The 25,306-nt window shown below is 70.9% G+C and carries 23 protein-coding genes; 6 read left to right on the top strand and 17 right to left on the bottom strand.

The genetic code is table 11. The annotated features are described in order from the left end of the window. The 5 genes from mmsA to LHJ74_RS24975 all read right to left on the bottom strand — a co-directional run bounded on the left by mmsA (position 1) and on the right by LHJ74_RS24975 (position 6,011). Positions 1–1,539, bottom strand: a complete 1,539-nt coding sequence (mmsA, locus tag LHJ74_RS24995; RefSeq protein WP_311203349.1) for a multiple monosaccharide ABC transporter ATP-binding protein — start codon at positions 1,537–1,539, stop codon at positions 1–3. 17 nt (positions 1,540–1,556) lie between these two features. Next, the gene (chvE, locus tag LHJ74_RS24990) at positions 1,557–2,726 is read right to left on the bottom strand and encodes a multiple monosaccharide ABC transporter substrate-binding protein (protein WP_260220465.1); all 1,170 of its coding nucleotides are present in this window, start codon (positions 2,724–2,726) and stop codon (positions 1,557–1,559) included. Positions 2,727–2,730: 4 nt separating this feature from the next. Further along, the gene (locus tag LHJ74_RS24985; protein ID WP_260220464.1) at positions 2,731–3,699 is read right to left on the bottom strand and encodes a hypothetical protein; all 969 of its coding nucleotides are present in this window, start codon (positions 3,697–3,699) and stop codon (positions 2,731–2,733) included. Positions 3,700–3,840: 141 nt separating this feature from the next. After that, positions 3,841–4,860, bottom strand: coding sequence for a zinc-dependent alcohol dehydrogenase (locus LHJ74_RS24980; protein WP_260220463.1), 1,020 nt, complete (start codon positions 4,858–4,860; stop codon positions 3,841–3,843). Next, positions 4,857–6,011 carry a mandelate racemase/muconate lactonizing enzyme family protein gene (locus LHJ74_RS24975; RefSeq protein ID WP_260220462.1) on the bottom strand — a complete coding sequence of 385 codons (1,155 nt, stop codon included), beginning with the start codon at positions 6,009–6,011 and terminating at the stop codon, positions 4,857–4,859. Before LHJ74_RS24975 ends, LHJ74_RS24980 begins: the two co-directional genes overlap by 4 nt. A 287-nt stretch (positions 6,012–6,298) precedes the next feature. On the opposite strand from LHJ74_RS24975, the gene LHJ74_RS24970 reads away from it, so the two are divergent. Genes LHJ74_RS24970 through LHJ74_RS24960 form a run of 3 tightly spaced genes read left to right on the top strand, consistent with a single transcriptional unit; the run spans position 6,299 to position 9,577 of the window. Further along, positions 6,299–7,072: an IclR family transcriptional regulator gene (locus LHJ74_RS24970; RefSeq protein WP_260220461.1), complete on the top strand. Its 774-nt coding sequence runs from the start codon at positions 6,299–6,301 to the stop codon at positions 7,070–7,072. 41 nt (positions 7,073–7,113) lie between these two features. Continuing rightward, positions 7,114–8,007, top strand: a complete 894-nt coding sequence (locus LHJ74_RS24965) for an SMP-30/gluconolactonase/LRE family protein (protein ID WP_260220460.1) — start codon at positions 7,114–7,116, stop codon at positions 8,005–8,007. 40 nt (positions 8,008–8,047) lie between these two features. Further along, positions 8,048–9,577: an aldehyde dehydrogenase (NADP(+)) gene (locus LHJ74_RS24960; protein WP_260220459.1), complete on the top strand. Its 1,530-nt coding sequence runs from the start codon at positions 8,048–8,050 to the stop codon at positions 9,575–9,577. Positions 9,578–9,715: 138 nt separating this feature from the next. Here the strand turns inward: LHJ74_RS24960 and LHJ74_RS24955 are convergent, their stop codons facing one another. Further along, the gene (locus tag LHJ74_RS24955; RefSeq protein WP_260220458.1) at positions 9,716–11,542 is read right to left on the bottom strand and encodes a glycoside hydrolase family 3 protein; all 1,827 of its coding nucleotides are present in this window, start codon (positions 11,540–11,542) and stop codon (positions 9,716–9,718) included. Between the two features lie 268 nt (positions 11,543–11,810). Between LHJ74_RS24955 and LHJ74_RS24950 the strand changes: the two genes are divergently transcribed. Continuing rightward, positions 11,811–12,674: a class I SAM-dependent methyltransferase gene (locus LHJ74_RS24950; RefSeq protein WP_260220457.1), complete on the top strand. Its 864-nt coding sequence runs from the start codon at positions 11,811–11,813 to the stop codon at positions 12,672–12,674. A 12-nt stretch (positions 12,675–12,686) separates the two neighbouring features. On the opposite strand, the gene LHJ74_RS24945 is transcribed toward LHJ74_RS24950, so the two are convergent. The 5 genes from LHJ74_RS24945 to LHJ74_RS24925 all read right to left on the bottom strand — a co-directional run bounded on the left by LHJ74_RS24945 (position 12,687) and on the right by LHJ74_RS24925 (position 18,269). Continuing rightward, positions 12,687–13,085 carry an Hsp15 family ribosome-associated heat shock protein gene (locus tag LHJ74_RS24945; protein ID WP_260220456.1) on the bottom strand — a complete coding sequence of 133 codons (399 nt, stop codon included), beginning with the start codon at positions 13,083–13,085 and terminating at the stop codon, positions 12,687–12,689. Between the two features lie 112 nt (positions 13,086–13,197). Continuing rightward, complete coding sequence (locus LHJ74_RS24940; protein WP_260220455.1) at positions 13,198–14,643, bottom strand: FAD-dependent oxidoreductase; 1,446 nt, start codon at positions 14,641–14,643, stop codon at positions 13,198–13,200. Positions 14,644–15,086: 443 nt separating this feature from the next. Further along, positions 15,087–16,613, bottom strand: a complete 1,527-nt coding sequence (locus tag LHJ74_RS24935; RefSeq protein ID WP_260220454.1) for an MFS transporter — start codon at positions 16,611–16,613, stop codon at positions 15,087–15,089. A 251-nt stretch (positions 16,614–16,864) separates the two neighbouring features. Beyond that, the gene (locus LHJ74_RS24930; protein WP_260220453.1) at positions 16,865–17,527 is read right to left on the bottom strand and encodes a TetR/AcrR family transcriptional regulator; all 663 of its coding nucleotides are present in this window, start codon (positions 17,525–17,527) and stop codon (positions 16,865–16,867) included. 211 nt (positions 17,528–17,738) lie between these two features. Continuing rightward, positions 17,739–18,269 carry a GNAT family N-acetyltransferase gene (locus tag LHJ74_RS24925; protein ID WP_260220452.1) on the bottom strand — a complete coding sequence of 177 codons (531 nt, stop codon included), beginning with the start codon at positions 18,267–18,269 and terminating at the stop codon, positions 17,739–17,741. Positions 18,270–18,440: 171 nt separating this feature from the next. Here LHJ74_RS24925 and LHJ74_RS24920 point away from each other — a divergent pair, with 171 nt between their 5' ends. After that, on the top strand, positions 18,441–19,460 hold the full coding sequence (locus LHJ74_RS24920; RefSeq protein WP_260220451.1) for a sigma-70 family RNA polymerase sigma factor: 1,020 nt from the start codon (positions 18,441–18,443) through the stop codon (positions 19,458–19,460). Positions 19,461–19,590: 130 nt separating this feature from the next. On the opposite strand, the gene LHJ74_RS24915 is transcribed toward LHJ74_RS24920, so the two are convergent. Further along, complete coding sequence (locus LHJ74_RS24915) at positions 19,591–20,616, bottom strand: P1 family peptidase (protein WP_260220449.1); 1,026 nt, start codon at positions 20,614–20,616, stop codon at positions 19,591–19,593. 48 nt (positions 20,617–20,664) lie between these two features. Between LHJ74_RS24915 and LHJ74_RS24910 the strand changes: the two genes are divergently transcribed. Further along, positions 20,665–20,856, top strand: coding sequence for a hypothetical protein (locus LHJ74_RS24910; RefSeq protein WP_260220448.1), 192 nt, complete (start codon positions 20,665–20,667; stop codon positions 20,854–20,856). An 18-nt stretch (positions 20,857–20,874) separates the two neighbouring features. Here LHJ74_RS24910 and mscL read toward each other — a convergent pair whose 3' ends face one another. The 5 genes from mscL to LHJ74_RS24885 all read right to left on the bottom strand — a co-directional run bounded on the left by mscL (position 20,875) and on the right by LHJ74_RS24885 (position 25,299). Beyond that, positions 20,875–21,402 (bottom strand): large conductance mechanosensitive channel protein MscL, encoded by a 528-nt coding sequence (gene mscL, locus LHJ74_RS24905; RefSeq protein WP_260220447.1) that lies wholly within the window; start codon positions 21,400–21,402, stop codon positions 20,875–20,877. Between the two features lie 216 nt (positions 21,403–21,618). Beyond that, on the bottom strand, positions 21,619–22,212 hold the full coding sequence (locus LHJ74_RS24900; RefSeq protein ID WP_260220446.1) for a hypothetical protein: 594 nt from the start codon (positions 22,210–22,212) through the stop codon (positions 21,619–21,621). A gap of 137 nt (positions 22,213–22,349) precedes the next feature. Beyond that, entirely contained in the window at positions 22,350–23,180 is an 831-nt protein-coding gene (locus LHJ74_RS24895; RefSeq protein WP_260220445.1) for an S-methyl-5'-thioadenosine phosphorylase, read from the bottom strand. A 103-nt stretch (positions 23,181–23,283) separates the two neighbouring features. Beyond that, positions 23,284–23,694, bottom strand: a complete 411-nt coding sequence (locus LHJ74_RS24890; protein WP_260220444.1) for an FmdB family zinc ribbon protein — start codon at positions 23,692–23,694, stop codon at positions 23,284–23,286. Positions 23,695–23,790: 96 nt separating this feature from the next. After that, the gene (locus LHJ74_RS24885) at positions 23,791–25,299 is read right to left on the bottom strand and encodes a potassium/proton antiporter (protein WP_375546837.1); all 1,509 of its coding nucleotides are present in this window, start codon (positions 25,297–25,299) and stop codon (positions 23,791–23,793) included. Positions 25,300–25,306 lie beyond the last annotated feature (7 nt).

Here is a 25,306-nt window from a genome sequence, read left to right as displayed (position 1 = left end):
TCAGCTTCTGTTCTGGGTCATGTGGCGCATCAGCACTTCCTGGGTGGCGTCCGCGCGGGTGATCTCACCGGTCAGCCGTCCCTCCGCCATCGTGTAGATCCGGTCGCACATCCCCAGCAGCTCCGGCAGTTCGGAGGAGATGAACAGCACTGCCTTGCCCTGCGACGCCAGCTCATCGATGACGGAGTAGATCTCGAACTTGGCGCCGACATCGATGCCACGCGTCGGTTCGTCGAGGATGAGAACCCGCGGATCGGCGTGGATCCACTTGCTGAGCACGACCTTCTGCTGGTTGCCGCCGGACAGCCGCCCCACCTGCTCGAAGACGGTCGGCGCCTTGATGTTCATGCTGGTGCGGTAGCGCTCGGCGACACTGCGCTCATGGTGTTCGTCCACGACGCCGTGCCGCCGCATGCCCGGCAGCGAGGGCAGCGAGATGTTGCGGTTGATGTTGTCGATGAGGTTCAGGCCGTACTGCTTGCGGTCCTCGGTGACGTAGGCGATCCCGGCGTCGACGGCGGCCGGTACGGTCTTGGCGGTCACCTCGCGGCCCTCGACCGTCAGCGTGCCGCCGACGTACTGGCCGTAGGAGCGCCCGAAGACGGACATCGCCAGCTCGGTGCGGCCCGCTCCCATCAGGCCCGCGATGCCGACGATCTCGCCGTGCCGGACGTTCAGCGAGACGTCGTCGACGACGAGGCGCTGATGATCGGTGGGATGCCGTACGGTCCACCCGCCGACCTCCAGCGCGACCTTCTCCGCGTCCTCGCCCTCGTAGTGGGTGCGGTCGGGGAAGCGGCGGTCGAGATCACGGCCGACCATCCCGCGGATGATCCGGTCCTCCGACAACTGGGGTTCGGACTCCGGGGTTTCACGGACGGTCAGCGTCTCGATCGTGCGCCCGTCGCGCAGGATCGTCACGGTGTCCGCGATCCGCCGGATCTCGCCCAGCTTGTGGGAGATGATGATGCTCGCGATGCCCTGCTCGCGCAGGGTCAGGATCAGGTCCAGGAGGGTCGCGCTGTCCTCGTCGTTGAGCGCGGCGGTCGGCTCGTCGAGGATGAGCAGCTTCACCTCCTTCGACAGGGCCTTCGCGATCTCCACGAGCTGCTGCTTGCCCACGCTGAGGGCCGACACCGGCGTCTGCGGCTGTTCACGCAGCCCCACCTGGGCGAGCAGCGCCGCGGCCTTCCGCAGGGTGCCCTGCCAGTCGATGAAGCCCCGGGCCGAGGTCTGCTCGTTGCCGAGGAAGATGTTCTCGGCGACGGACAGATACGGGATGAGCGCCAGTTCCTGATGGATGATCACGATGCCGCGCTGCTCGCTGGCCCGGATGTCGCCGAAGGCCACCGGCTCGCCCTCGAAGCTGATCTCGCCCTCGTACGTGCCGTGCTCGTGCACGCCGCTGAGGACCTTCATCAGGGTCGACTTGCCCGCGCCGTTCTCGCCGCAGATGGCGTGGATCTCCCCTGGTCCCACGGTCAGGTTGACTTCGGAGAGCGCCTTGACCCCGGGGAAGGTCTTGGTGATGTCGCGCATCTCCAGTACGGGCCGCGTCACTTGAGCTGCCCGGCCTTGAAGTAGCCCTCGTCGACGAGGAGCTGGGTGTTGGACTTGTCCACGCTGACCGGCTTCAGCAGGTAAGCGGGCACGACACGCTTGCCGTTGTCGTAGTCGGTCGTGTTGTTGACCTCGGGCTTCTTGTCGTTCAGCACCGCGTCGCCCATCGCCACCGCCTGCGAGGCCAGCTTCCGGGTGTCCTTGAAGACGGTCTGTGTCTGCTGGCCGCGCACGATGGACTTCACCGACGCCAACTCGGCGTCCTGCCCGGTGACGACCGGCAGCGGCTCGCTCTTGGTGCCGTAACCGGCGCTCTTGAGGGCGGAGATGATCCCGATCGACATGCCGTCGTACGGGGACAGGACGGCGTCCACCCGCTGCGATCCGTAGTTCGCGCTGATCAGGTCGTCCATCCGCTTCTGCGCGGTGCCGCCGTCCCAGCGCAGCGTGGTGGCCTGGTTCATCTTGTCCTGCTTGCTGCGCACCACCAGCTGGCCGGTCTTGAAGTACGGGCGGAGCACCTTCATGGCGCCCTTCCAGAAGTACCTCGTGTTGTTGTCGTCGGGTGAACCGGCGAACAGCTCGATCGTGCGCTTCTTCCCGCCGTTCTCGCGGGGCTCGCCGAGCTTCAGCTTGTCCACGATGTACTGGCCCTGCAGCTCACCGACCCGCTCGTTGTCGAACGACGCGTAGTAGTCGACGTGCTCGGTGCCCAGGATCAGGCGGTCGTAGGAGATGACGGGGATGTTGGCGTCCGCCGCCCGCTCCAGCACCTGGGTGAGCGCGGAGCCGTCGATGGCGCCGATCACCAGGAGCCTGTGCCCCTTGGTGATCATGTTCTCCAGCTGGGCGATCTGGTTCTCGACCTTGTCGTCGCCGAACTGGAGGTCGGTCTCGTAACCCTCCTTCTGGAACTGCTTGGCCATGTTCTGGCCGTCGGCTATCCAGCGCTCCGAGGATTTGGTGGGCATCGCCAGCCCGATGGTGTTGCCGTCGTCGTTCTGGTAACGGCTGCCGCCCTTGGCCTCCTGGCCGCAGGCGGCGAGCGAGGCGGTGAGCAGCGCGGCGACGGTGGCCGCCAGAACGATACGGGGCGTACGGGAACGCCCGCGGGTCCGCGTGCGGGCGCTGGTGGTGGAAGACGGGGCAGGGGTGGGAGTGCGCATGAGGTCAGTCCCCTTCCGGGACGGGGAAACGACGGAGACCGCCGGGCAGCCGCGAGCCGAGCGGCGACATGCCGCCGTCCGCACCGTGCCGGGCCAGCAGGTCGAGGACGAGGCGCCCCCGCCGTATCCGCTCACGGGCTGTGGCGAGCGCATGGTCTCGCAGCTGAGCGCCGTAGGGGTAGATGCCGGGGGACTTGCTCAGGCCGAACTTGAGGTACAGAGGCGCGCCGCGGCGGATCAGTTCCGCGGCTTCGTACATCCGGACGTAGCCGCCGAGGTCGTCGGGGGCCTCGATGTAGAGGTCCATCGGCGTGCGGCTCACCCGGCGGATCTCGGTGAGGTGATCCGGTGTCAGGTCGGAGGGGATGTTGAGGGAGTCGGCGCCGAGGTACTCGTAGACGGCGTACGAGGCCGGGTTGACCGGGCCGATCAGCGCGGACACCTTGAAGGTGGTGTCGGACGGCAGCAGCCCCTCGGCGCGCATCCGGTGCAGGGTCCACAGCACCCCCTCGTCGGCGACGAGCAGACAGCGGACCCCGAGCCCTGTCGCCCGCAGTGCGTCCTCGACACATCCCGCCAGCGCGTCGTGGCCGCGGGCGCGCAGCCCGGCACCACCGGAGTCGGTACGGACCGAGGCGCCGGTGTCCCAGTTGCCGCGCGGGCCGGTGAACAGGCACAGCTCGATGTTCCGTTCGGCGCAGAGGGTCACCATCTCGGTGATCTCGTTGTCGGTGAGCATCCAGACGCCGCTGCCCTGGCTGATCCGGTGGATGGGTACGTCCAGGCGCGCGCTCTCCTCCAGGACGACGGCCAGCGCCTCCGGGCCTTCGACGGAGGGGATCTCGGTACGCCAGGTGCCGCCGTCGGGGAAGGTGTGCGGCGAGGCGTCGGCCGGATCGATGGCGGGCACGGGATGACCGATGCGGGTGAGCGCGTCGATGCCGGGGCGGCGGGGTGCGGACGGGGCTTTCACGGTTCTCCTGTGCTCGGTTTGCCGGGGTGTCCGGTGAGGCTCGGGGGGCTGGGGCCACGGCTCGGTCTGTTTGGTGCTGTGTGGTGCTGTGTGTTGATGTTCGTTTCTGGGGCAGACTACCTCTGCAGTAGCCGGGTGGCGCTAGGGTCGCAACAGAACCTTTCCGGTCGCCGGGTCACCACCGCCCACCAGCGCGACAGCGTCCGCGAACCGTTCCAGGGGGAACTCGTGCGTGATGAGCGGCGCCGGGTCGAGCAGCCCCAGGCCGAAGGCCCGTACCGCCTCCGACCAGGCGGACGACGGGGCACCGAAGACGCTCCGCACCTCCAGCTGGCTCAGGCTCAGGTGCACCGGATCGATGCCGGTCGCGCCGGGGGTGAACATCCCGGTCAGCACCACCCGCCCGCCTCGGCGGGCCAGCAGGCAGGACGAGGCGGCGGTGGACGGTGCGCCGGCGGTCTCCACGACCAGATCGAAGCGGCCCTGCACCGACTCCCCGCCCTCCGCGGCGGCGGGGGAGAGGCTCCGGGTCGCCCCGAAGCGCAGCGCCTGCTCACCGCGAGCCGCCCGGGGGTCGATCACGGTCAGCTCGGCGGGCGACGAGGCGGCGAGCAGTTGCACCGCGAGCAGCCCGAGGGTGCCCGCGCCGACCACCGCGATCCGCTCGCCGGGCCGGGGGCGCCCTGCCCTTACCGCCGCGGCGATCACCGCGGCCGGTTCCAGCAGGGCGGCGGCACGCAAGTCCGCGTCTTCGTGCAGCGGGTGGAGCAGCCGCTGCGGGATGACCAGATGGTCGGCGAACGCGCCCGGCTCGGTGAACCCGGTCTCGGCGTACCCGCCGCCGCACAGGCTCGTCTCGCCCTCGCGGCAGCGTGCGCACACGCCGCAGGCCCGGAACCCCTCCGCGACCGTCTTCCTTCCGACGAGCGCCTGGTCCACTCCCTCGCCCACCGCGTCGACCGTCCCGGACCACTCGTGGCCGGGGGTGACGGGGTAGCGGACGTAGGCCGCGTCGCGGTGGCCGTCGTAGACCTCCCGGTCGCTCATGCAGATCCCGGCCCAGGCGACCCGAACCCGGACCTCGCCGGCGCCTGGCTCCGGCACGTCCCGCCGTGCGACGCGGTGCTCGCCCGGCCGTTCGATCACCAGTGAGCGGCTCATTCGGGGGACCTCTTCTCCCAGCCGTCCGCCCACAGGTTGAACCGGGCCTTCTGCTGGGGGAATTCGGCCGCCGCGTCCACGTCCAGCTCGACCCCCAGACCCGGTGCGTGCGAGACCTCGAAGCAGCCGGTCTCGGGATCGACCTGCGGTGCGCCCTTGACAACCTTCTTGATCTCCGAGTCGGCGAAGTCGTTGAAGTGTTCGAGGATCTTGAAGTTGGGTGTGCAGGCGGCCAGTTGGAGGGAGGCCGCGGTGAGCACGGAGCCCCCGACGTTGTGCGGCGCCACCAGCACGTAGTGCGTCTCCGCGGTCGCCGCCAGCTTGCGGGTCTCCAGAATGCCGCCCATATGGCCCACGTCCGGCTGGATGATGTCAGCCGCCTGCGACTCGAACAGCTCCCGGAACTCGATCCGGTCGTGGATGCGCTCGCCGGTGGCGACCGGCATCTCCACCCGTTCGGCGACCTTGGCCAGCGCCTTGAGGTTCTCCGGCGGCACCGGCTCCTCCAGCCAGGCGGGCCGGAACGGCGCCAGATCCCTGGCCAGCCGCATCGCCGTGGCGGGGCTGAAGCGGCCGTGCATCTCCAGCATCAGCTCGTTGTCCGGCCCGATCGCGTCCCGTACCGCCTCGATGAGCGACACCGCGTAACGGGTCTCCTCGGCGCCGAGTTCGAAGTGCCCGGTGCCGAACGGGTCGATCTTCAGGGCCCGGTAGCCGCGTGCGACCACCTGGCGGGCCGCCTCGTGGTAAGCCTCCGGGGTGCGCTCGGTGGTGTACCAGCCGTTCGCGTAGGCCTTGACCCGGTCCGTCACCTTGCCGCCGAGCAGCTCCCAGACCGGCACGCCCAGTGCCTTGCCCTTGATGTCCCAGCAGGCCATCTCGATGACGGCGATGCCGGACATGACGATCTCGCCCGCCCGCCCGTAGTCGCCGTACTTCATCCGCCGCACGAGGTCCTCGATGGCGAACGGGTCGGAGCCGGAGATGTGGCTGGCCTCCGCCTCCCGGAGATAACCGACGAGTGCGTCGGTGCGGCCGAGCATGCGCGTCTCGCCGACACCGGTGAGGCCCTCGTCGGTGTGGACGAGGACGTAGGTGAGATTCCGCCAGGGTGTCCCGACGACATGCGTGCTGATTCCGGTGATGCGCACGGCAGGTGCCCTTCGAGTACGTTTGTATCGGCTGCGTTCGATATTTCGTCATGCGTTCGAAATGCTGGCGTGACGGTAATCAGTGGCCTCGGGGGGTGTCAATGGTCTGGGTGCCGGCGGCCGGGGTGTCAACGATCCGGGCATGGCGCGCTCAGCTGTCAGCTCACCTGTCGGTTCACCAGTACGGTCACCGGGTGGACGTTGCCCGAACGGGCAGGGCATGACTAGCCTGTGTTCGTCATACCGGTCACGTGCCGGGGTATCGAACAAGAGGATGGTGAGCGGTCATGGGACGCCTTGTGCCCGCAGTGACCAGGTCACTGGACATACTCGAGCTCTTCCTGGAGGGCGACGGCACGCTCTCGGCGCCGGACATCACCCGAAGGCTCCAGCTGCCACGCACCACCGTGCACGAACTGCTGGGCACGCTGGTGGCCCGCTCCTACCTGGTGCCCGCCCCGGAGCAGCCGGGCCGCTACCGCCTCGGCGTACGCAACTACCAGCTGGGCAGCCGCTACGCGGAACAGTTCGATCTCGCCGCCGAGGGGCGGCAGGTGGCCCAGGAGGTCGCCGAGACCTGCGACGAGACCGTCCATGTCGCGATCCTCGAGGACACCGACGTCATCTACATAGCCAAGGTGGACTCCACGCACGCGGTCCGCATGGTCTCGGCGGCGGGCCGCAGACTTCCGGCCCACTGCACCTCCGTGGGCAAGATGCTGCTCGCCTCGCTCCCGGCGGACGAGCTGGACGCCCGCATCGGAGGGCGCGAGCTGACCGCCATGACACCCAACAGCATCACCGACCCCGACGCCCTGCGTGCCGCCCTCGCCGGCATCCGCGAACGCGGAGTGGCCGCCGAACACCAGGAGTCCAACACGGACGTGAGCTGTGTCGCCGCCCCCGTGCGCAACGGTGCGGGCCGGGTCGTCGCCGCCCTGTCGATCTCCGTCCCGGTGATCCGGTGGACGGAGCAGCGCGGAGAGGAACTCTCCGGGCTGGCGGCCAAGGGCGCGGCGGAGCTGTCCACCCGGCTCGGCCACCGGGGCGCGGGCCTGTGACGGCCGGTCCTGCGAGGGCCGGTTCTGCGAGGGCTGGTTCTGTGCGCGTCGAGGCGGCCGTAAGGGAGCAGGCCGCGCTGGGGGAGGGCCCCACCTGGGACACGGCGGCGCGACGGCTGATCTGGGTGGACATCCTGGGCTCGCGCATCCACACCTACGACCCGGCGAGCGGCCGCCGTACCGTCATGGCCACCGAACAGCACGTCGGCGCGGCGAAGCCGCGGGCGGGCGGCGGCCTGGTGGCCAACCTGCGTGACGGCATCGGACTGTACGAGCCGGGGCCGGGCGCCGACGGCGGCACCGGCACCGGCCACGGAGGCGCGTTCTCCTGGCTGTTCCGCGACCCCGCGCCGGGCCGGCGCGGCAACGACGCGGCCGTCGCCCCCGACGGGGCGCTGTGGGCGGGCACCATGCGTGACGACGAGGCGAGCGGCGGCGGCAGCCTCTCCCGTATCGCCCCCGCCGGGACGGGCGGCGAAATCAGCCGCACCGTCGTCTTCCCCGAGGTGGCGGTCAGCAACGGCCTCGGCTGGAGCCCGGACGGCTCGCTCATGTACTACATCGACAGCCCGACGAGGCGGGTGGACGTCTGCCGTGTCGAGGACGGACTCCCCGTGGACCGGCGGCCGTTCGTCACCATCGAGCCCCATGGCGGTTTCCCCGACGGACTCACGGTCGACGCCGAAGGCGCCGTCTGGGTCGCGCTCTGGGACGGCGGCCAAGTCCGCCGCTACGCCCCGCACGGTGCGCTGGAGCGCGTCATCGAGCTGCCCGTGCGGCGCCCCACCGCCTGTGCCTTCGGCGGAGAACAGCTGCGCGACCTGTACATCACCACCGCCCGCACCGGGCTCCACCAGCCGCACCCGCTCTCGGGCTCCCTGCTGGTGGTACCGGACGCGGGACAGGGCCTGCCCGGGACCCCTTACCGGGGTTGACCGGGCTGACCGATCCAGATCTCTTCCGGAAGGAAACGCAGTGACAGCAGTACCCGTTCGCAGTGTCGACCCCCGCACCGGAAAGCCGGGAGACGAGGTGGCGGTGGAGGCCACCGCCCACGGCGTGGACGCGGCGGTCCGTGCCGCCGAAGCCGCCCGTGAGGCCCTCGCCGACCGCGTCCGCCGCGTCGCGTTCCTGCGCGCCGCCGCGGATCTGCTCGCCGACGCCGTCGAGGACCTCGTGACGACCGCCGACGCGGAGACCGCACTCGGACCAGTCCGCCTGCGCGGCGAACTCGCCCGTACGACAGGCCAGTTGCGAGCCTTCGCGACGGTCGTCGAGGGTGGCGGGTTCCTCGACGTCATCATCGACCGCGCCGCACCCGACGCCACCCCGCCCGTGCCCGACCTGCGCCGGTACAAGCTGCCGCTCGGAGTCGTCGCGGTCTACTCGGCGTCCAACTTCCCGTTCGCCTTCTCCGTACCCGGCGGCGACACGGCCAGCGCGCTCGCCGCCGGCTGTCCGGTCGTCGTCAAGGCCCACCCCGACCACCCGGCCACCTCCGAGGCGTGCGCGGCGCTGCTGCGCAGGGCCGCCCGCGAGACGGGGCTGCCGGAGGACACCGTCGGCCTCGTCCACGGATTCGAGGCCGGGGTGGAGCTGGTCAAGCACCCGCTGGTCGCCGCCGCCGGATTCACCGGCTCGATACGCGGCGGGCGCGCCCTCTTCGACGCGGCTGCCGCCCGGCCCGTACCGATCCCCTTCCACGGCGAACTCGGCTCCCTCAACCCGGTGGTGGTCACCGAAGCCGCGGCCACCGAGCGCTCCGAGCAGATCGGCGCAGGACTCGCGGGGGCGATGACCCTGGGAGTCGGCCAGTTCTGCGTCAAGCCCGGTCTGGTGCTGGTACCCGAGGGACCGGGCGGCGACGGGCTCGTCGACGCGCTGACGGAAGCCCTCGACGGCTCCGGGCCCGGCGTCCTCCTCGACCACCGGATGCGCGACAACTTCGTCGCGGGCGTCGCCGAGCGCGCCGCACTCGAGGACGTCGGGACGCCGGTCACCCCGGGCGCGGGCGACGAGCACACGGTCCGCGCCGGATTCCTCACCGTCCCGGCCGCGCGGCTGGCCGACGCGGGCGGGCACGACCTGCTCCTGGAGGAGTGCTTCGGCCCGGTCACCGTGGTCGCACGCTACGGCAGCGACGCCGAGGCCACGGCCGTACTCTCCCGGCTGCCCGGCAACCTCTCCGCCACCCTCCACCTCTCCGCGGCGGAGACCGCCGGTGAAGGCGACGGCGCGGCCCTGCTCGCCGGGCTCACGCCGCTCGCCGGGCGCGTACTCGTCAACGACTGGCCCACCGGTGTCGCCGTCACCCCCGCACAGCACCACGGCGGCCCCTACCCGGCCACCACCTCCACGGGCAGCTCGGTGGGCGGCACGGCGATCGAACGCTGGCTGCGCCCGGTGGCGTACCAGAGCACGCCGGAGGCCCTGCTGCCGCCGGAGCTGCGGGACGACAACCCGCTGGGCCTGCCGCGCCGGGTCGACGGGCGCCGCGAGGACTGACGCCTGGGCGGACGGGCCCGGCTGGACCAGGCCGGGCCGGAGGCCGGACCTCGCCGACGGCGCAGCCTCCGTGGCTGCGCCGTCGGCGAGGTCCTCAGCGCCTCAACCCAGCCCAGAACCTCAGCTCAGTACCTCAGCTCAGTACCTCAGCCCGTGCCCGAAGCGGTAGAGGGTCTCCTCCGGGTCGTCCAGGGCGGGGATGGCCACCGGCAGCCTGCCGCTCGGCTCCAGCTCGCCGTAGAGCGCGCGGACGAGCGCGTCCAGCGAGGGCGCACCGTAGGAGTAGCTGGCCAGATAGGCCGGTACGTCCGTGAACCGGCGGATGTCGTACGGGTTCCGCACCGCAGCGACGACCACCGGCACGCCCGTCGCCAGCAGCGCTTCGACCAGCGCCGCCTGGGCGACGCCGTCCTCCTTCCCGGCCGCCGCGGCGTTCGCCGAGACCAGGACGAGGTCCTTGCCCCCGGCCGCCGCCACCACCGCGTCGATCCTGGCCCGGGTGGGCGCGGTCCCGGTCTCCAGCGCCTCGGCGCTCTGCCCGGCCCGTGCTCCGATCGCCTCGGCCAGGGCGCGGGTCGTCGTCGCACCCCAGCCGGTGACCAGCACGGACCGGCTTTCCGAGGCCGCCAGCGGCAGCACACCGTCGTTCTTGACGAGGGTGATCGTGCGGTCGGTGATCTGACGCGCGTCCGACAGGTGGCTGCGCTTGCCGAGCGTCCGCTCGGCGCGTGCCTCGCTCACGTACGGGAACGGGAACAGGCCGCGGCGCACCTTGTGCGTCAGCACCCGGCCCACCGATTCGTCGATCCGGTCCTCCGTGATGCGGCCGGACCGTACGGCCGCGAGCACCGCCGCGAACGCGACGTCCATCTCGGGCGCCAGCACGAGCTGGTCGCAGCCCGCCTCCAGCGCACGGACCGGGGCGACGTCGGGCGGGAATTCCCCTGCGGCGCCCTGCATGTCGAGCGCGTCGGTGACGATGAGTCCGTCGAAACCCAGCTCTTGGCGGAGCAGCCCGGTGACGATCGGATGCGACATGGTGGCCGGGACCTCGGTCGGGTCCAGCGCGGGGACGACGATGTGCGCCGTCATGACGGTGTCGACACCGCGCCGGATGGCGGCGCGGAAGGGCGGCAGGTCGATCCGGTCCAGCTCCGCGCGGGTGTGCTTGATGACGGGCAGACCGTAGTGCGAGTCGGTGTCCGTGTCGCCGTGGCCGGGGAAGTGCTTGGCGGCGCTGGCCACCTGGCCCCGGTGGTAGCCGCGTACGGCGGAGGAGACCAGGTCGGAGACGAGGTCCGGATCCGAGCTGAAGGAGCGGATGCCGATCACCGGGTTCGCCGGATTGATGTTGACGTCCGCGACCGGCGCGTAGTTCTGGTTGATGCCGACGGCGGCCAGCTCGGTGCCGATGATCCGCGCGGCGTCGTGGACGTCGCGGGTCGAACGGGACGCCGCCAGCGCCATGTTGCCGGGGAGCGCGGTGGCGGGCTCGGTGAGGCGGTAGACGACGCTGCCGCCCTCCTGGTCGGTGGAGATGACCAGCGGGATCCGGCTCTCGCGCTGGAGCCCGTTGGAGAGGCGGGCCGCCTGCCTGGGGGCGCTGACATTGTCCGGGCCACGGCGGGCGTCGAAGTAGATCACCCCGCCCGGCCGGTACTTGGCGAGGATCTCAGCGGGCGTGTCCACGCCGTAGAGCTCGCGGTTCTTCGCATGGGCGGCGCGGGCACCCTGGCCGTAGACCTCGACGACGAACAACTGGCCGAGCTTCTCCTCCAGCGACATCCGGCGCAGGAGGCCGCTCACCTTGCGGCGTACGGATTCGGCGCTGCCGCCTGAGCCGTACGGGCCGTCCGCGCCGCCGGAGCCGGTCGCGGCGGCGCTGCCGACCGCCCCGGCGATGCCGAGACCGGCCGCGGCACCGGCGGCGCCGGTCAGGGCCTGTCTGCGCGTGGGCTGCTGCATCGGAACGCACCTCACATGTCACATGGGCGATGGCCAGGACGGCCGGTACGGGCGCTGCCTGTGGGGAGTTTCGGAGACGGGAAGGCCACATCTTCGCAGCGTGGCGGGGGATGGGCCAGATGCCGCGCGGGACTTTAGTGGTCCAGTCCAGTGGTGGCTGGAGGGGCGGGTCGGGCAGAACGGGCGCGGGACGGGCGGAGACGGGCCGCCGCTTCAGCCGATAGCGATCTCCGCCGCACCGGCCGTGGCCGTGCGGCAGGGTGGCGGTATGAACACAGGCGGGAGTAGCGGCGCAGGACTGGGCTTCGGCGGTGAAGTCGCTTCGTACTACGCGGAGTTCAGGCGGGGCTACCCCGCCGCCGTACTGGACGCGCTCCAGTCGGAGTTCGGCCTCGGCGCTACGGACACGGTGCTCGATCTCGGCTGCGGTACGGGACAGCTCGCCGTGCCGCTGTCCGCCCGGGTCGGCTCCGTCGTGGGCATGGACCCCGAGCCGGACATGCTCCGGCTCGCTGCTGAGGCGGCCCGCGCACACGGCGTACGGAACGCGGTCTGGGTGCTCGGCGGCGACGGCGACGTCCCGGCGCTGGGCACCCTGCTGGGGCAGCCTCCTGGGCCTGGGCCTGGGCCTGGACCGGGGCCTGGTCCTGGGCCGCTGGCGATGACCGTGATCGGGCAGGCGCTGCACTGGATGGACCACGAGCGGCTCTTCCAGGAGCTGCTGCCGCTGTGCCGCGCGGGCGGCGGCGTCGCCGTCATCGCCAACGGAGCGCCCCTGTGGCAGCAGGACAGCGCGTGGTCGCGCGCGCTGTGCGGTTTCCTGGAGGACTACTTCGGCACCGAACTGCGGGCGTCCTGCGGCACCGGCGCAGAGGACCGGACGCTCTACGCGGGCGCGCTGCGGGCCGCCGGATATCAGCGCGTACGCGAGAGCGTCGTCGAGTACCGCGACGAGCTGAGCTTGGAACAGCTGGTCGGCGGCGTCTACTCCGCGTTGCCCGCCGCAGACCTGCCAGGGCCCCAGGAGCGGCCGGAGTTCGCCGCACGGGTGCGGCGCGCGCTCCCGCCGCAGGGGAGCTTCACGGAGCAGATCAGGGTCTCCACGCTGGTGGGCGGCGCCACCCGATCCTGACCCGCGCGGGTGTCACGGCTCGTCCGGCCGTCCCAGCTCGCGCAGACGGTCGAGCTCGCGGCGGTCGCGCTTCGTCGGCCGCCCCGTGCCCCGGTCCCGGACCAGGACCATCGGGGCTGTCTCGGGCGTGGGCGGCGGCGGGCTCTTGTCGATCAGGCACTCCGCGGCGATCGCGGCGCCGACCCGCTTCCGTACGAGCCGGGAAACGATCACGATCCGCTCCCGCCCGGCGTGCCGCAGTCGGATCTCGTCACCGTCGCGCACGGTCTGGGCGGGCTTGGCGCGGTCGCCGTTGACCCGCACATGCCCCGCGCGGCAGGCCGCGGCAGCCATGGACCGCGTCTTGGTGAGCCGCACGGACCAGAGCCAGCTGTCGACCCGTACGCTCGTCGGTGCTTCGTCGGGAGCCATAGCCGAATTCTAGAAGGCCAGGGGCACCAGCCGAAGGGAATTACGCCGCCCCTGCGCGTACCGGGTCGCCAAGCGGTGACCAGGGGGTGACCGGGCAGCGGACAGGTGCCGGTCAGGCCGGGTGTGCGCGCAGGGCAGCCACCGTCTTGCGGGCGGCGATCAGGACCGGATCCCAGACCGGGGAGAAGGGCGGAGCGTAGCCCAGATCCAGCGCCGTCATCTGCTCGGCCGTCATGCCCGCGGTCAGGGCGACCGCCGCGACGTCCACCCGCTTGCCCGCACCCTCCCGGCCGACGATCTGCACGCCCAGCAGCCGCCCGGTACGCAGCTCCGCCAGCATCTTGACCGTCATCGGCGCGGCCCCGGGGTAGTAGCCCGCCCGGCTCGTCGACTCGATGGCCGCGGTCACGAACCGCAGTCCGGCGGCGCTTGCCTGGCGTTCCAGCAGGCCGGTGCGCGCGATCTCCAGATCGCACACCTTGCTGACCGCCGTCCCGACGACGCCGGGGAAGGTGGCGTAGCCGCCGCCCGCGTTGGTGCCGATGATCTGGCCGTGCTTGTTGGCATGGGTGCCCAGCGGCAGGTGCCGGGTGCCGCCCGCGACGAGGTCCTGCACCTCGACACAGTCCCCTCCCGCCCAGATGTTCCGCTGCCCGCGCACGCGCAGTGAGGCGTCGGTCAGCAGCCCGCCGTACGGGCCCAGCGGCAGGCCCGCCGCGCGCGCCAGGTCGGTCTGCGGGCGTACGCCGATGCCGAGGACCACCACGTCGGCCGGGTACGCGGCGTCGTCGGTGAGCACGGCACAGGCCCGTCCGTGCAGGTCGGTGCGGATGCCGGTCACCTCCGTGCCGGTGACGACGTGGATGCCGATGCCGCCCATCGCCTCCCGTACGAGCGCGCCCATGTCGGGGTCGAGCGTCGCCATCGGCTGCTCGCCGCGGTTGAGTACGGTCACGGCGTAGCCGCGGCGGGCCAGGGCCTCGGACATCTCGACACCGATATAGCCCGCGCCGACCACGACGGCGCGGCGTCCGCGCTTCGAGCCGGGTGCGCCGCCCGGCCCGATGCCGGGCTCGTTGCGCTCCAGCGTGGCCAGCAGCGCCTGGCCGTCGTCGAGGGTCTGCACGCCGTGCACGCCCGGGGCGTCGATGCCCGGCAGCGCGGGGCGTACGGGGCGCGCACCCGTCGCGATCACCAGCTGGTCGAAGCCGGTCCAGTCCTCGGCACCGGCGGAGCCGCCGGCAGCGGCGCCGTCGGCGACGGTGCGGGTGCGGACCCGCTGACCGGGCAGGTCGATCTCGGTGACCTCGGTGTGCAGCCGCAGGTCGATGCCGCGCCGCCGGTGCTCCTCGGGCGTACGGGCGATCAGCTCGTCCCGGCTCCCCACCGTGCCGCCGATCCAGTACGGGATCCCGCAGGCCGAATACGAGGTGAAGCCGCTGCGCTCGAACGCGATGATCTCCAGCTCGTCGGGCGTACGGAGCCTGCGCGCCTGTGACGCGGCGGACATACCCGCCGCGTCACCTCCGATGACCACCATCCGCCGCGCTGTCGCCATCACTTGCTCCCCTCGGTTCTCCGCGCCCGCCCTGAGCTCCCGTCTCACCCTAGGCTCTGCGCCAGGCCCCCCGCCTTGAGCGCCGCGGCGATCCGCACCAGGCGTTCGGCCTGCGGATGACCGCGAGTCCGACGGAGGTGGTGGGGGTGGCGGTGTTCATGGGGGTGGTGGCTGTCCGTTTCCCTCGGTGTGCGGGCGGGCCGCTCGGTGTGCGGGCGGGCCGATGGGGCCGGGGCCGGTCGGGACGGCCCTCCGAGCACGTGAGAGCTGCGGGGCGGGAACCGGCAGCGGACACGCGCGAGCCCGTCACCTCCGTGAAGTGACGGGCTCGTGCGTGGCGCGTGCCGCGAGGCGGCCGCACCGTGAAGCATGCCGTGAAGCCATGCCGTGGCGCCGGGGCGTACGCGTGACCGGATGGGCGCCGGTCACGCGTACGAGGGCGCTCAGTGCATGGCCACCAGGACCGGCTCGTCCTGCTTCTCCTCACCGTCGGCGCCGCCGGCCCCGGCCGGAACGCTGCTCCGGCCGCCGCCGCGGATAAGGGTGAAGGCGATCAGCGAGGCGACCAGCAGGATGCCGACGGCCCACCAGATCGCGGTCGTGTAGCCCTCGACCATGGCCTGGAGTTCGACCATCTTCTGGGCTGTCGCCGAGCCACCCGCGCCTGCGGCGTGGTCCGCGACGTACGCCGTGGTGGCGCTGGCGGCGATGGTGTTCAGCAGCGCGGTGCCGACGGCGCCGCCGACCTGCTGAGAGGTGTTGACCATCGCGGAGGCGACACCCGAGTCCTGCGGCCGGACGCCCTGCGTCGCCAGCGACATGGCCGGCATGAAGGACGTACCCATACCCAGGCCGAGCAGCAGCTGGGCGGGCAGGATCAGCGTGGTGTACGAGCTGTCCGTCTCCAGCTGGGTCAGCAGCAGCATGCCTACCGCCGCCACCAGGAAGCCGGGGCCCATCAGCCGCTGGGCCGGGACCCGGGTCATCAGCCGGGCACCGATCTGCGTCGAGCCGACGATCATGCCCGTCATCATCGGCAGGAAGGCCACACCGGTCTTGACCGGCGAGTAGTCCTGCACGATCTGAAGGTAGTAGGTCAGGAACAGGAACAGCCCGAACATCGAGATGATGGCCAGACCGAGCGAGAGGTAGATGCCGCCGCGGGTGCGGTCGGTCAGCACGCGCAGCGGCAGCAGCGGCGCCCGGACCTTCGACTCGACGACGACGAAGGCGGCCAGCAGCACGACGGAGGCGATGAGGAAGCCGATGGTGCCGCCGTTGGACCAGCCCTCGGCCTCGGCGCGGGTGAAGCCGTAGACCAGCGACACCAGGCCCAGGGTGGAAAGGATCACGCCCGGGATGTCGAGCGCGGAGCGGTTACGGGCCTCGGACGGCTCGCGGATGAGAGCGATCGCACCGATGGCGGCGGCGATGGCGAAGGGGATGTTGACGAAGAACGTCCAGCGCCAGTCCAGGTACTCGGTCAGCACACCACCGAGAATCAGGCCGACAGCACCGCCACCACCCGCGATGGCGCCGTAGATGCCGAACGCCTTGGCGCGCTCTTTGGGCTCCGTGAACATCACGGCGAGCAGCGAGAGCGCGGCGGGCGCGAGCAGGGCGCCGAAGACACCCTGGAGGCCACGGGCGCCGAACATCATCCACGGTTCGGTCGCGGCACCGCCGAGCGCGGAGGCGGCGGCGAAGCCGGCAAGGCCGGTGATGAAGGTCTTCTTACGGCCCCACAGGTCGGCGATCCGGCCGCCGAAGAGCAGGAGTCCGCCGAAGGCGAGGGCATAGGCGGTGATGACCCACTGCCGGTTGCCGTCGGAGATGCCCAGATCGGCCTGGGCGGAGGGAAGGGCGATGTTCACGATGGTCGCGTCGAGTACGACCATCAGCTGGGCTATCGCGATGAAGGCGAGCGCTTTCCAGCGCCTGGGGTCGACTTTGCTGACGGAATCTGGCATGGGTCTAGCAACCTCACGGTGCGAAATGTGAAAAACGGTGACGGAAGTGCCACGAGGGACAGTCGTGACAAAAAAGTTCTGGAGTGACTGGAGGTGCAGGAGTGGCCGACGGAACTTGCAAGGTGCGCGGGGCGCGGAAGCGGACAGTGGTGTGGTGGCTTGACGCGCTTCCTGGCGTTACGGACTCGCCCCACCGGTGAAACTCATCGGACGGGCCGTCTCAGGGGCGCTGGTCGCTGACGCGATGTGCGTCACACGCGATGGGCGGGCACAGTGCTCCTCAGGTCGTTGAATGTGGCCGCGCTCCCGGTGAGCTGCGATCTGCTCGGGGCACGCAGCCCGTCGAGGAAGATCTGCAGGTGCCGGTGGGTGAAGCGCCGGATCTCCGCGCAGCCGGTGCCCGGCAAGGGGCGGGCCAGCTGGGTGAGCGCGACGATGACGTCGCCGAAGCCGACGTCCTCCCGCAACTGGCCGGAACGCCGGGCCCAGTTCATCAGGTTCGTGGCCACGGTTTCCAGTCGATTTCGTGCCGCGAGGATCTCAGGGTCGCTCTGATCCACGTGCTTGGTCAGGACCGGGCAGAGTGCGCCGACCCGCTGCTCCGCTGCCTCGAAGACGAAACGGCACAGCGCGTCGAAGGCGTCCGGCACTTCGTTGTGCGCGGCCTCCGCCCGCTCGGAGATCTGGTCCATCAGAGTCAGGACGACCTGCTTGACAAGCGACTCGCGATCCGGGAAGTGCCGGTAGAGCGTGGCGTTTCCGACCCCCGCGTCCCGAGCGATCTCGTCCAGCGGGACGTCGGGGCCGAACTGGACGAACGCCTCCCCGGCGGCCTGCATGATCCGCTCACGGTTGCGGACGGCGTCCGCGCGCAGCCGGGGTCCGCCGGTCCGGGTGCTGACTGCTGCGGCCATGGCTGCCACGCTCCCTTCGGTACGACTCGCTATGCGGGACTCGGTATCCGGGGACTTGCTCCCCGGATCGTCTGGACGCTCTTGTAAACGTGGACGCAGTCCCCGGATATTTCGTTGAGTTCTGTAACCTGCGTCACTTTCCCCGGAGTCGGGAACGAGTCGGGAACGAGTCGGGGACGAGCCTGTGCGCCAGGACTCCCGTGCGGCAGGACTACAGCGCCTTCTCGAAGCGTTGTACGTCGTAGTAGCGGCCGAACTTGCGGCCCGCCTGCCCGTAGGTACCGCACAGCTCGAACCCGAAGCGGCGGTGGAGGCGGACGGACGCCTCGTTCGGGACGGTGATACCGGCGTAGGCCCGGTGCAGATCCTGGCCGTCGAGAATCTCGAAGAGATGCTTGTAGAGGAGCGTGCCTATCCCGCGCCCGCCCGCGTGGGGGGCGGCGTACACGGTGCACTCCACCGAGGTGTCGTACGCGGCCTTCGGCCGGAAGCGGCTGCTGTGCGCGTAGCCGAGCACGCGGCCGCCCGGGGTGGCGCCCTTCCCGGTGGCCGACGCAACCAAGAGACGGTGCGGGCCGTCCTCATGGTGGGAGAGCAGCCAAGGGCGGCGCTCTTCCGGAGTGAAGGGCTCGATGTCGAAAGTGGCGGGCGTCTCGCGGACGAAGTGGTTGTAGATGCTGGTCAGCTCTTCGAGATCGCCCTCCCGGGCAGCCCTGACCTCGATCTCCGTACTGTCTGTCACTGTTCTTCCCCCCGTAGTGGCGGCGCAGGATACTGCATGATCCGAAAAATGATGTGCGTTGTGGGAATTCTGTCCGGTTTCCCCTCGTTGTTTCCAACGGAAGCGGGCACTCGAGAAGGAGCACCCGTCTCCAGCCACCGACCAGTTTGTAGACCACGCAAGGGAGCACGCATGGCAACCCGTGCCGTCGCCCGTCGTCAGGCTGCCACTACCGGTGCGGCCGACTCGGCCAGGAGCGCTCGCGTCACGAGCGGCGGAGAAGTGGCGGACCGTGATCTGGTCGGCATGTACCTGGACGAGATCGCCCGTACGCCGCTGCTCGACGCGGCCAAGGAGGTCGAGCTCTCACTCGACATCGAGGCGGGCGTCTATGCCCGCAGGATACTCGACGGAGCCGAGGAGAGCCCGGCAGCCGACGCGCCGAGTGCCGAGGCAAGCCGTGCCGAGCTGGAGGCGATAGTCGCCAGCAGCGAGCGGGCTAAGGACGTCTTCATCCGGTCGAACCTGCGCCTCGTGGTCGCCGTCGCCCGCCGCTACCCCCGTAGCGGCCTCCCCCTGCTCGACCTGATCCAGGAGGGGAACGCGGGCCTCGTGCGCGCGGTCGAGAAGTTCGACTACAAGAAGGGCTTCAAGTTCTCCACGTACGCCACGTGGTGGATCCGGCAGGCAATCACCCGCTCCATCGCCGACCAGTCCCGCACGATCCGGCTGCCCGTCCACCTGGTGGAGGAGCTGGGGCGGATCCGGCGGGTGCAGCGCGAGTTCAACCGCGAGAACGGCCGCGACCCGGAGCACGCGGAGATCGCTTCCGAACTGGACTCCACCCCGGAGCGCGTCGGCGACGTCCTGGACTGGGCACGCGACCCGGTCTCTCTCAACATGTCGGTGGACGACGAGGGCGAGACCCAGTTCGGCGATCTGCTCGAGGACACCTCGGCAGCCTCTCCGGAGCAGTCCGTGATGACGCTGCTGCGCCGGGAGGAGCTGGAGGACCTCATCGGCCGCCTCGACCCCCGTACCGCCTCGATCATCAAGTCGCGGTACGGCATGGAGGACGGCCGGGAGCGCACCCTCACGGAGGTCGGCAAGCAGCACGGCCTGACCAGGGAGCGGATCCGGCAGATCGAGAAGCACGCGCTGCTGGAGCTGAAGCGGCTCGCCCGCGACACCGGCTTCGACGCGGCGGCGTAGCAGCCCCCGCGCTCCCGTTCCGGCCGCCCGACCGGGGCAGGGGCGGCCGGGTCCGCTCCGGCGCTGATTCAGCTGGCGCTGATTCAGCTGGCGCTGATTCAGCTGGCGCGGATCAGCGCCGCTCCGTGTGTCAGCGGCGCCCGTACAGGTCGCGGTATGAAGGGAAGACGCCTCCCGGGCCGTCCACCCCCTCCGCGGCCAGCACCCCCCGCACCACGGCGCGCGTGAGCACATCCGCCCCCGCCCCCAGCAGTTCGTTCAACCCCATGCCGTCGACCGGGTGATCGCCGGTGGCCAGCGTGAAGACCGTGTCACCGTCGTTGAGCAGATGCACCGGACGCACGGCCCGCGCCAGCCCGTCGTGTGCGGTGCCCGCGAGTTTCTGGGCCTGGGCCCGGGTGAGGACGGCATCTGTCGCCACCACCGCGAGCGTCGTGTTCAGTGGTGGCTGCACGGACCCGGCCGATCGCCGTGCGGACTCCTCCCTGGCCGCGGCAAGCTGCCGCTGTGCCTCGGCATGACGCGCGGCGGAGGGTGCGGACGGACCGCCTGCCTCCCACAGTTCCCCGTAGAGCACCCCCGTCTCCGGATCCAGCACTGAACCGGCCGCGTTCACCACAGCCAGCGCTCCCACCGTCACACCGGAGGGGAGCACGTGGGCGGCGGAGCCGACCCCGCCCTTGAGCCCCTCGGCGACCGCTCCCGTACCGGCACCGACGCTGCCCTGCGCCACCACGGTCGGCCCCGCCCTCCCGACGGCCTCACGGCCCAGTGCAGCGCCGGGACGGGCCCGCCAGTCGCCGCCTCGCCCGAGGTCGAAGAGACTGGCCGTCGGAACCACCGGCACCACCTGGGCAGGATCGGGGCCGACCGGGAAGCCGCGCCCCCGCTCCTCCAGCCAGGCCACCACCCCGGAGGCGGCGTCCAGCCCGAAGGCGCTGCCACCCGTGAGTACCACCGCCTCGACGCGCTGCACCAGATTGCGCGGATCGAGTGCGTCGGTCTCACGGGTGCCCGGCCCGCCGCCCCGTACGTCCACCGCCGCGACCGCCCCGCCCTCGGGCGCGAGGACCACGGTCGTCCCGCTGAGCCAGCCGTCTTCGGTGCGCTGGGCGTGGCCCACCAGCAGGCCCGCTACATCGGTGAGGGAGTCCATGAGGCCATGGTGCCCTTACGACCTGATGCGGTCGTTACCCTGGGAGCCATGAGCACCCGCCCGCAGCCGTCCGAGCAGCTGATCTTCGACGACCCGCTGAGTCAGCAGTCCGCACAGAGCGCGCAGCTGTGGGGCCAGTCCGGAGACGGCGGCTGGGGAGAGCAGTCCACGGACGGCGAGGACGGCTCCGCGGCCGACCTGACCCGTTTCCTGGACGAGAAGCCTCCGCATCACATCTAGCGTCTCTCCGGGCCGGCGCTACTTCGGGCCGGTGCCGCCGTCGCGCGGGGCCACCAGCGGCGGGCCGCCCGCTCCCTCGGCGACCGAGCCGTCGCGCTGGGAGACCAGCGCATCGCGGATCTCGGTCAGCAGCTGGACCTCGCTCGGGCCGGCCTCCACCTCCGCCACCGGATTCTTCGCGGCCTGCCGCTCCTTGTACTTGGTCATCGGCAGGATCATGAGGAAGTAGACGACCGCGGCGGTGATCAGGAAGGTCAGCGAAGCGCTGAGCACCGCGCCCCAGCTGATCGGAACACCGGTCAGGATCTCGCCCGTCGCTGGATCCGTCTCGCACGGGCCGCGCAGACAGGAGCGGTAGTCGTCCAGATTCTTGGTGCCTACGGCTCCTACCAGCGGGTTGACGAATCCCTTGACGACCGAGTCGACGATCTTGCTGAACGCAGTGCCGATCACGACGGCGACAGCCAGCTCGACGACGTTGCCCCGGAGGAGGAACGCCTTGAACCCCGTCAGGACGCCACTGCTTCCGCTGTTCTCGCCGCTCAACGGACTGCCCCTTCTCGGATGATCTGATTCCGCAGGAAACGGAATGCCGCTCACCGTGCCTGAGCCCGCTTCGGGATGTCCAATCCGAACGAGCCGTACGGAGTGCTCCGCGGACACCAGTACGCCCCGGAAGTGGGACCAACCGCTTGTGGCGCCACAGCAGTGGGGAAGTCAGCAGGACCACTTTGAGCAACACCAGGAAGACAACGGGCTCCCTCAGCACAGCGTCACCGCCAGCCGGGTGTCCGCTCCGGCGCCCGCGAGCTGGGTGGCCGTGCCACGGGGCACGGTGAGCACGACAAGGGCTCCGTCGGCACCGCCCGCGCGGAAGGCCTCGTCCTCGCCGTCGACGGGCTCCGGCTCTGGCACCTCCTCGACCCGGGCCCGCCGGGCCATCACCCGGGCGGACTCCGAATCGCCGGTGCTCGCGATCACATCGACCCGGTCGCCTGGGCGCAGCAGCCGGACCGTGGCCGCGTCCGCGATGCGTACGGGCGCGGCGACCGTCACGGGAGCAGCGATCGCCTCGGCGTCAGCCGTGCCGCCGGGCCCCGCGTCCGAGGCGGTGGCGCCGGCGGGCCGGGGCGGGCCGTCCCGGCCGTGCGGCACGGCGGCGATGGCGGCCGCGGTGACCGCCAGACCGGCGGCGACGGTGCGGCGTCGGCGGCGCATCGCCCGGCGCAGCCGGTGCCGCCCGGCCGCGCCGCCCGCACGGATGGGACTGCCGAACTCGGGAACGCCGCAGCGGGGTGGGGCGAAGCCCGCTCCGCTGCCGGAGCGGCGGGGGATGGGGCCGGGATCATGGGACATGACGGTCACCGCCTGCCGTGAGGAAACGTGAGCCTTCCGACCTCACGGTGCACGGTTTCGGCAGATCCTGCTCGGCCCTGTGGACTACCCCGCAGTTGTGGACAACTCGGCCACTCGCGAGGGTGATCGGGGACTCTTCAGGGCAGTTCGATGCCCAGATCCATACCGTCCAGGGCGGTCACGCACGCGCAGTCGCGGGTGACCGGCAGCCTGGCCACCGTGTCGAAGAGCACGTCGCGCAGCCGCCCCACGTTCTCCCCGAAGACCTTCAGCACTTCCTCGTGCGAGACGCCGTCACCCGTCTCCGCCCCGGCGTCCAGATCCGTGACGAGCGCCAGAGCGGCGTAGCAGAGCCCCAGCTCACGGGCGAGGATGGCCTCCGGATGCCCGGTCATGCCGACGACGGACCAGCCCTGCCGCGCATGCCAGCGGGATTCGGCGCGCGTCGAGAAGCGGGGACCCTCGACCACGCACAGCGTGCCGCCGTCCACCGGCTCCCAGTCCTGCCCGCGCGCCGCTGCCAGCGCCGCCGCCCGCCCCGGCCCGCAGTACGGATCGGCGAACGTGAGGTGCACCACATTGGGCTGCGAGCCATCGGGGAGCGGCTCGCCGTCGAAGTAGGTCTGTGTGCGTGTCTTTGTGCGGTCCACCAGCTGATCCGGGACGACGAGCGTGCCGGGCCCGTACTCGGGCCGCAGGCCGCCGACGGCACACGGTGCGAGCACCTGGCGTACGCCGGTGGCGCGCAGTGCCCACAGGTTGGCGCGGTAGTTGATCCGGTGCGGCGGCAGATGGTGTTTGCGGCCGTGCCGAGGGAGAAAGGCGATCCGGCGTCCGCCGAGCTCGCCGAGGAAGAGCGAGTCGCTGGGCTCCCCGTAGGGTGTATCGACGGTGATCTCTGTCACATCGTCGAGGAACGAGTAGAAGCCCGAGCCGCCGATGACGCCGATCTCTGCCTGTGCGCTCATGTGCTCACCCTACGGGGTGTGTTCAGGCGCGCGTCCGGCGCTGTGGCGGGCGGGCGGGCAAGCGCCGGGCGCCCGCCAACGGGCGCCCGGCAGTGGGCCTGCCTCAGGCGGCGGAAGCGCTCTTGGCGCTCTTGCTGCCGCCCTTGTCCGAGGAGCCGGAGCCCGACGAACCTGAGCTGGATGAACCCGAGCTGGATGAACCTGAAGAATCCGAGCCGGACGACCCTGAACCGGACGAACCCGACCCCGAGGAGTCGGAGGACCCCGACGACCCCGAAGAGCCGGACGAGTCCGAGGACGAACCGGACGACGAGGCGCTCGTACTGCTGGTCGTACTGCCCCGGCTGTCGTTCCGGTAGAACCCGGAACCCTTGAAGACGATGCCGACCGCCGAGAAGACCTTCTTCAGGCGTCCCTCGCAGTTCGGGCACTCGGTGAGCGAGTCATCGGTGAATTTCTGCACCACCTCTAGGCCATCGCCGCACTGGGTGCACTGGTACTGGTAGGTCGGCACTGCTTCCTCCTGGCACTCTTCCCTGTGGAGTGCTAACGACGCTCCATCGTGCAGTATTTCCGCTGCATAGTCCACTGGATGCGGGTCACAGTCCCGTCAGCTGCGGATCTCCGTGTCGCCGTCGGTGCCCAGCCACCCCGCCAGCTTGCCGCCCCGGCCGACCGCCAGGAGCCGCTGCTCCGTGCTGTCCAGCACCGCGTCGGTCGCCACGACCAGCAGTTCGTCGCCCCGGCGCAATATGGTCGTCGGCAGCGGCACGAAGCTGTCGCCGTTCCGTACGACGAGCGTCACCGCCGCGCCGTGCGGCAGCCGGAGCTCCCCGACCTCCACGCCGTGCATGCGCGATCTCTCCGGGATGGACACCGAAAGCAGGTGCCCGTGCAGCCTCTCGAGCGGGGCCGACTCGATGTCCACATCCTGTGGACCCACGGACTCCGCGAGCCGCAGCTTGCCCGCCAGCCAGGGCAGCGTCGGGCCCTGGACCAGTGTGAAGACCACGACGAGGACGAAGACGATGTTGAAGATCCGCTCGCTGTCCCGCACCTGGGCGACCATCGGAATCGTCGCGAGCACGATGGGCACCGCGCCGCGCAGGCCCGCCCAGGAGAGCAGCACCTGATCCTGCCAGGGCGTCCGGAAGGGCAGCACGCTCATCACCACCGACAGCGGACGCGCCACGAGGGTCAGCGCGAGCCCGATCACCAGCGCCGGCCAGGCGTCGTCGAGCAGCTCGTGGGGCGTGACCAGCAGCCCGAGCAGTACGAAGAGACCGATCTGTGCGAGCCAGGCCAGCCCGTCGGCGAAGCCGCGTACGGCGGGCCGGTGCGGCAGCTTGGAGTTCCCGAGGATCAGGGCGCAGACATAGACCGAGAGGAAGCCACTGCCCTGCGCCACCGCGCCCCCGGCGTACGCCAGAACGCACAGTGCCATGACCGCGATCGGGTAGAGACCCGACGCGGGAAGCGCCACCCGGCGCAGGGCGTACGCGCCGAGGCGGCCGGTCAGCACACCGGCCGTTAGTCCGATGGCCAGCTGCAGCAGGATCATGCCGATCAGCACGTACCAGCTGTGCGGGTCCTCCTCGAAGCCGGAGAGCGCCACGACCAGGATTACCACCGGCGCGTCGTTGAATCCCGACTCCGCCTCCAGGGCGCCCGTCAGGCGTTGCGGCAGCGGTACCTTGCGCAGCACGGAGAAGACCGCCGCCGCGTCGGTCGAGGAGACCACCGCGCCCACGATGAGCGCCGTCAGCCACTCCAGGCCGATGAGATAGTGGGCCGCGCACGCGACGACTCCGACGCTCACCCCGACGCCGACCGTCGCCAGCGCGGCGGCTACCGGCATCGCCGGGCGGATGTCCCGCCATTTGGTGCCGAGACCGCCCTCGGCGAGAATCACCACCAGGGCGGCGTAGCCGAGGACCTGGGTGAGTTCGGGGTCCTCGAAGTCGAGGCCGAAGCCGTCCTGTCCGATGGCGACGCCGATACCGAGGTAGATGAGCAGACTGGGAAGGCCAGTACGGGACGAGAGCCGGACGGCGCCCATCGCGACGAGCAGGACGACAGCGCTGATCAGCATGAGCTGGTTGAGGGTGTCGATAGTCAGGGGCCGC

The sequence above is a fragment of the Streptomyces gossypii genome (genome assembly GCF_025165795.1).
In the GTDB taxonomy this organism is placed as follows: Bacteria; Actinomycetota; Actinomycetes; order Streptomycetales; family Streptomycetaceae; genus Streptomyces; species Streptomyces gossypii.
This window is presented reverse-complemented; position numbering and strand designations above follow the sequence as displayed.

Coding starts and splice junctions, on each gene's coding strand:
- mmsA (WP_311203349.1), bottom strand. CDS start 1,539: ATGCGCGACATCACCAAGACCTTCCCCGGGGTCAAGGCGCTCTCCGAA.
- chvE (WP_260220465.1), bottom strand. CDS start 2,726: ATGCGCACTCCCACCCCTGCCCCGTCTTCCACCACCAGCGCCCGCACG.
- LHJ74_RS24980 (WP_260220463.1), bottom strand. CDS start 4,860: ATGAGCCGCTCACTGGTGATCGAACGGCCGGGCGAGCACCGCGTCGCA.
- LHJ74_RS24970 (WP_260220461.1), top strand. CDS start 6,299: ATGGGACGCCTTGTGCCCGCAGTGACCAGGTCACTGGACATACTCGAG.
- LHJ74_RS24955 (WP_260220458.1), bottom strand. CDS start 11,542: ATGCAGCAGCCCACGCGCAGACAGGCCCTGACCGGCGCCGCCGGTGCC.
- LHJ74_RS24950 (WP_260220457.1), top strand. CDS start 11,811: ATGAACACAGGCGGGAGTAGCGGCGCAGGACTGGGCTTCGGCGGTGAA.
- LHJ74_RS24945 (WP_260220456.1), bottom strand. CDS start 13,085: ATGGCTCCCGACGAAGCACCGACGAGCGTACGGGTCGACAGCTGGCTC.
- LHJ74_RS24940 (WP_260220455.1), bottom strand. CDS start 14,643: ATGGCGACAGCGCGGCGGATGGTGGTCATCGGAGGTGACGCGGCGGGT.
- LHJ74_RS24935 (WP_260220454.1), bottom strand. CDS start 16,613: ATGCCAGATTCCGTCAGCAAAGTCGACCCCAGGCGCTGGAAAGCGCTC.
- LHJ74_RS24930 (WP_260220453.1), bottom strand. CDS start 17,527: ATGGCCGCAGCAGTCAGCACCCGGACCGGCGGACCCCGGCTGCGCGCG.
- LHJ74_RS24920 (WP_260220451.1), top strand. CDS start 18,441: ATGGCAACCCGTGCCGTCGCCCGTCGTCAGGCTGCCACTACCGGTGCG.
- LHJ74_RS24915 (WP_260220449.1), bottom strand. CDS start 20,616: ATGGACTCCCTCACCGATGTAGCGGGCCTGCTGGTGGGCCACGCCCAG.
- LHJ74_RS24910 (WP_260220448.1), top strand. CDS start 20,665: ATGAGCACCCGCCCGCAGCCGTCCGAGCAGCTGATCTTCGACGACCCG.
- LHJ74_RS24900 (WP_260220446.1), bottom strand. CDS start 22,212: ATGTCCCATGATCCCGGCCCCATCCCCCGCCGCTCCGGCAGCGGAGCG.
- LHJ74_RS24895 (WP_260220445.1), bottom strand. CDS start 23,180: ATGAGCGCACAGGCAGAGATCGGCGTCATCGGCGGCTCGGGCTTCTAC.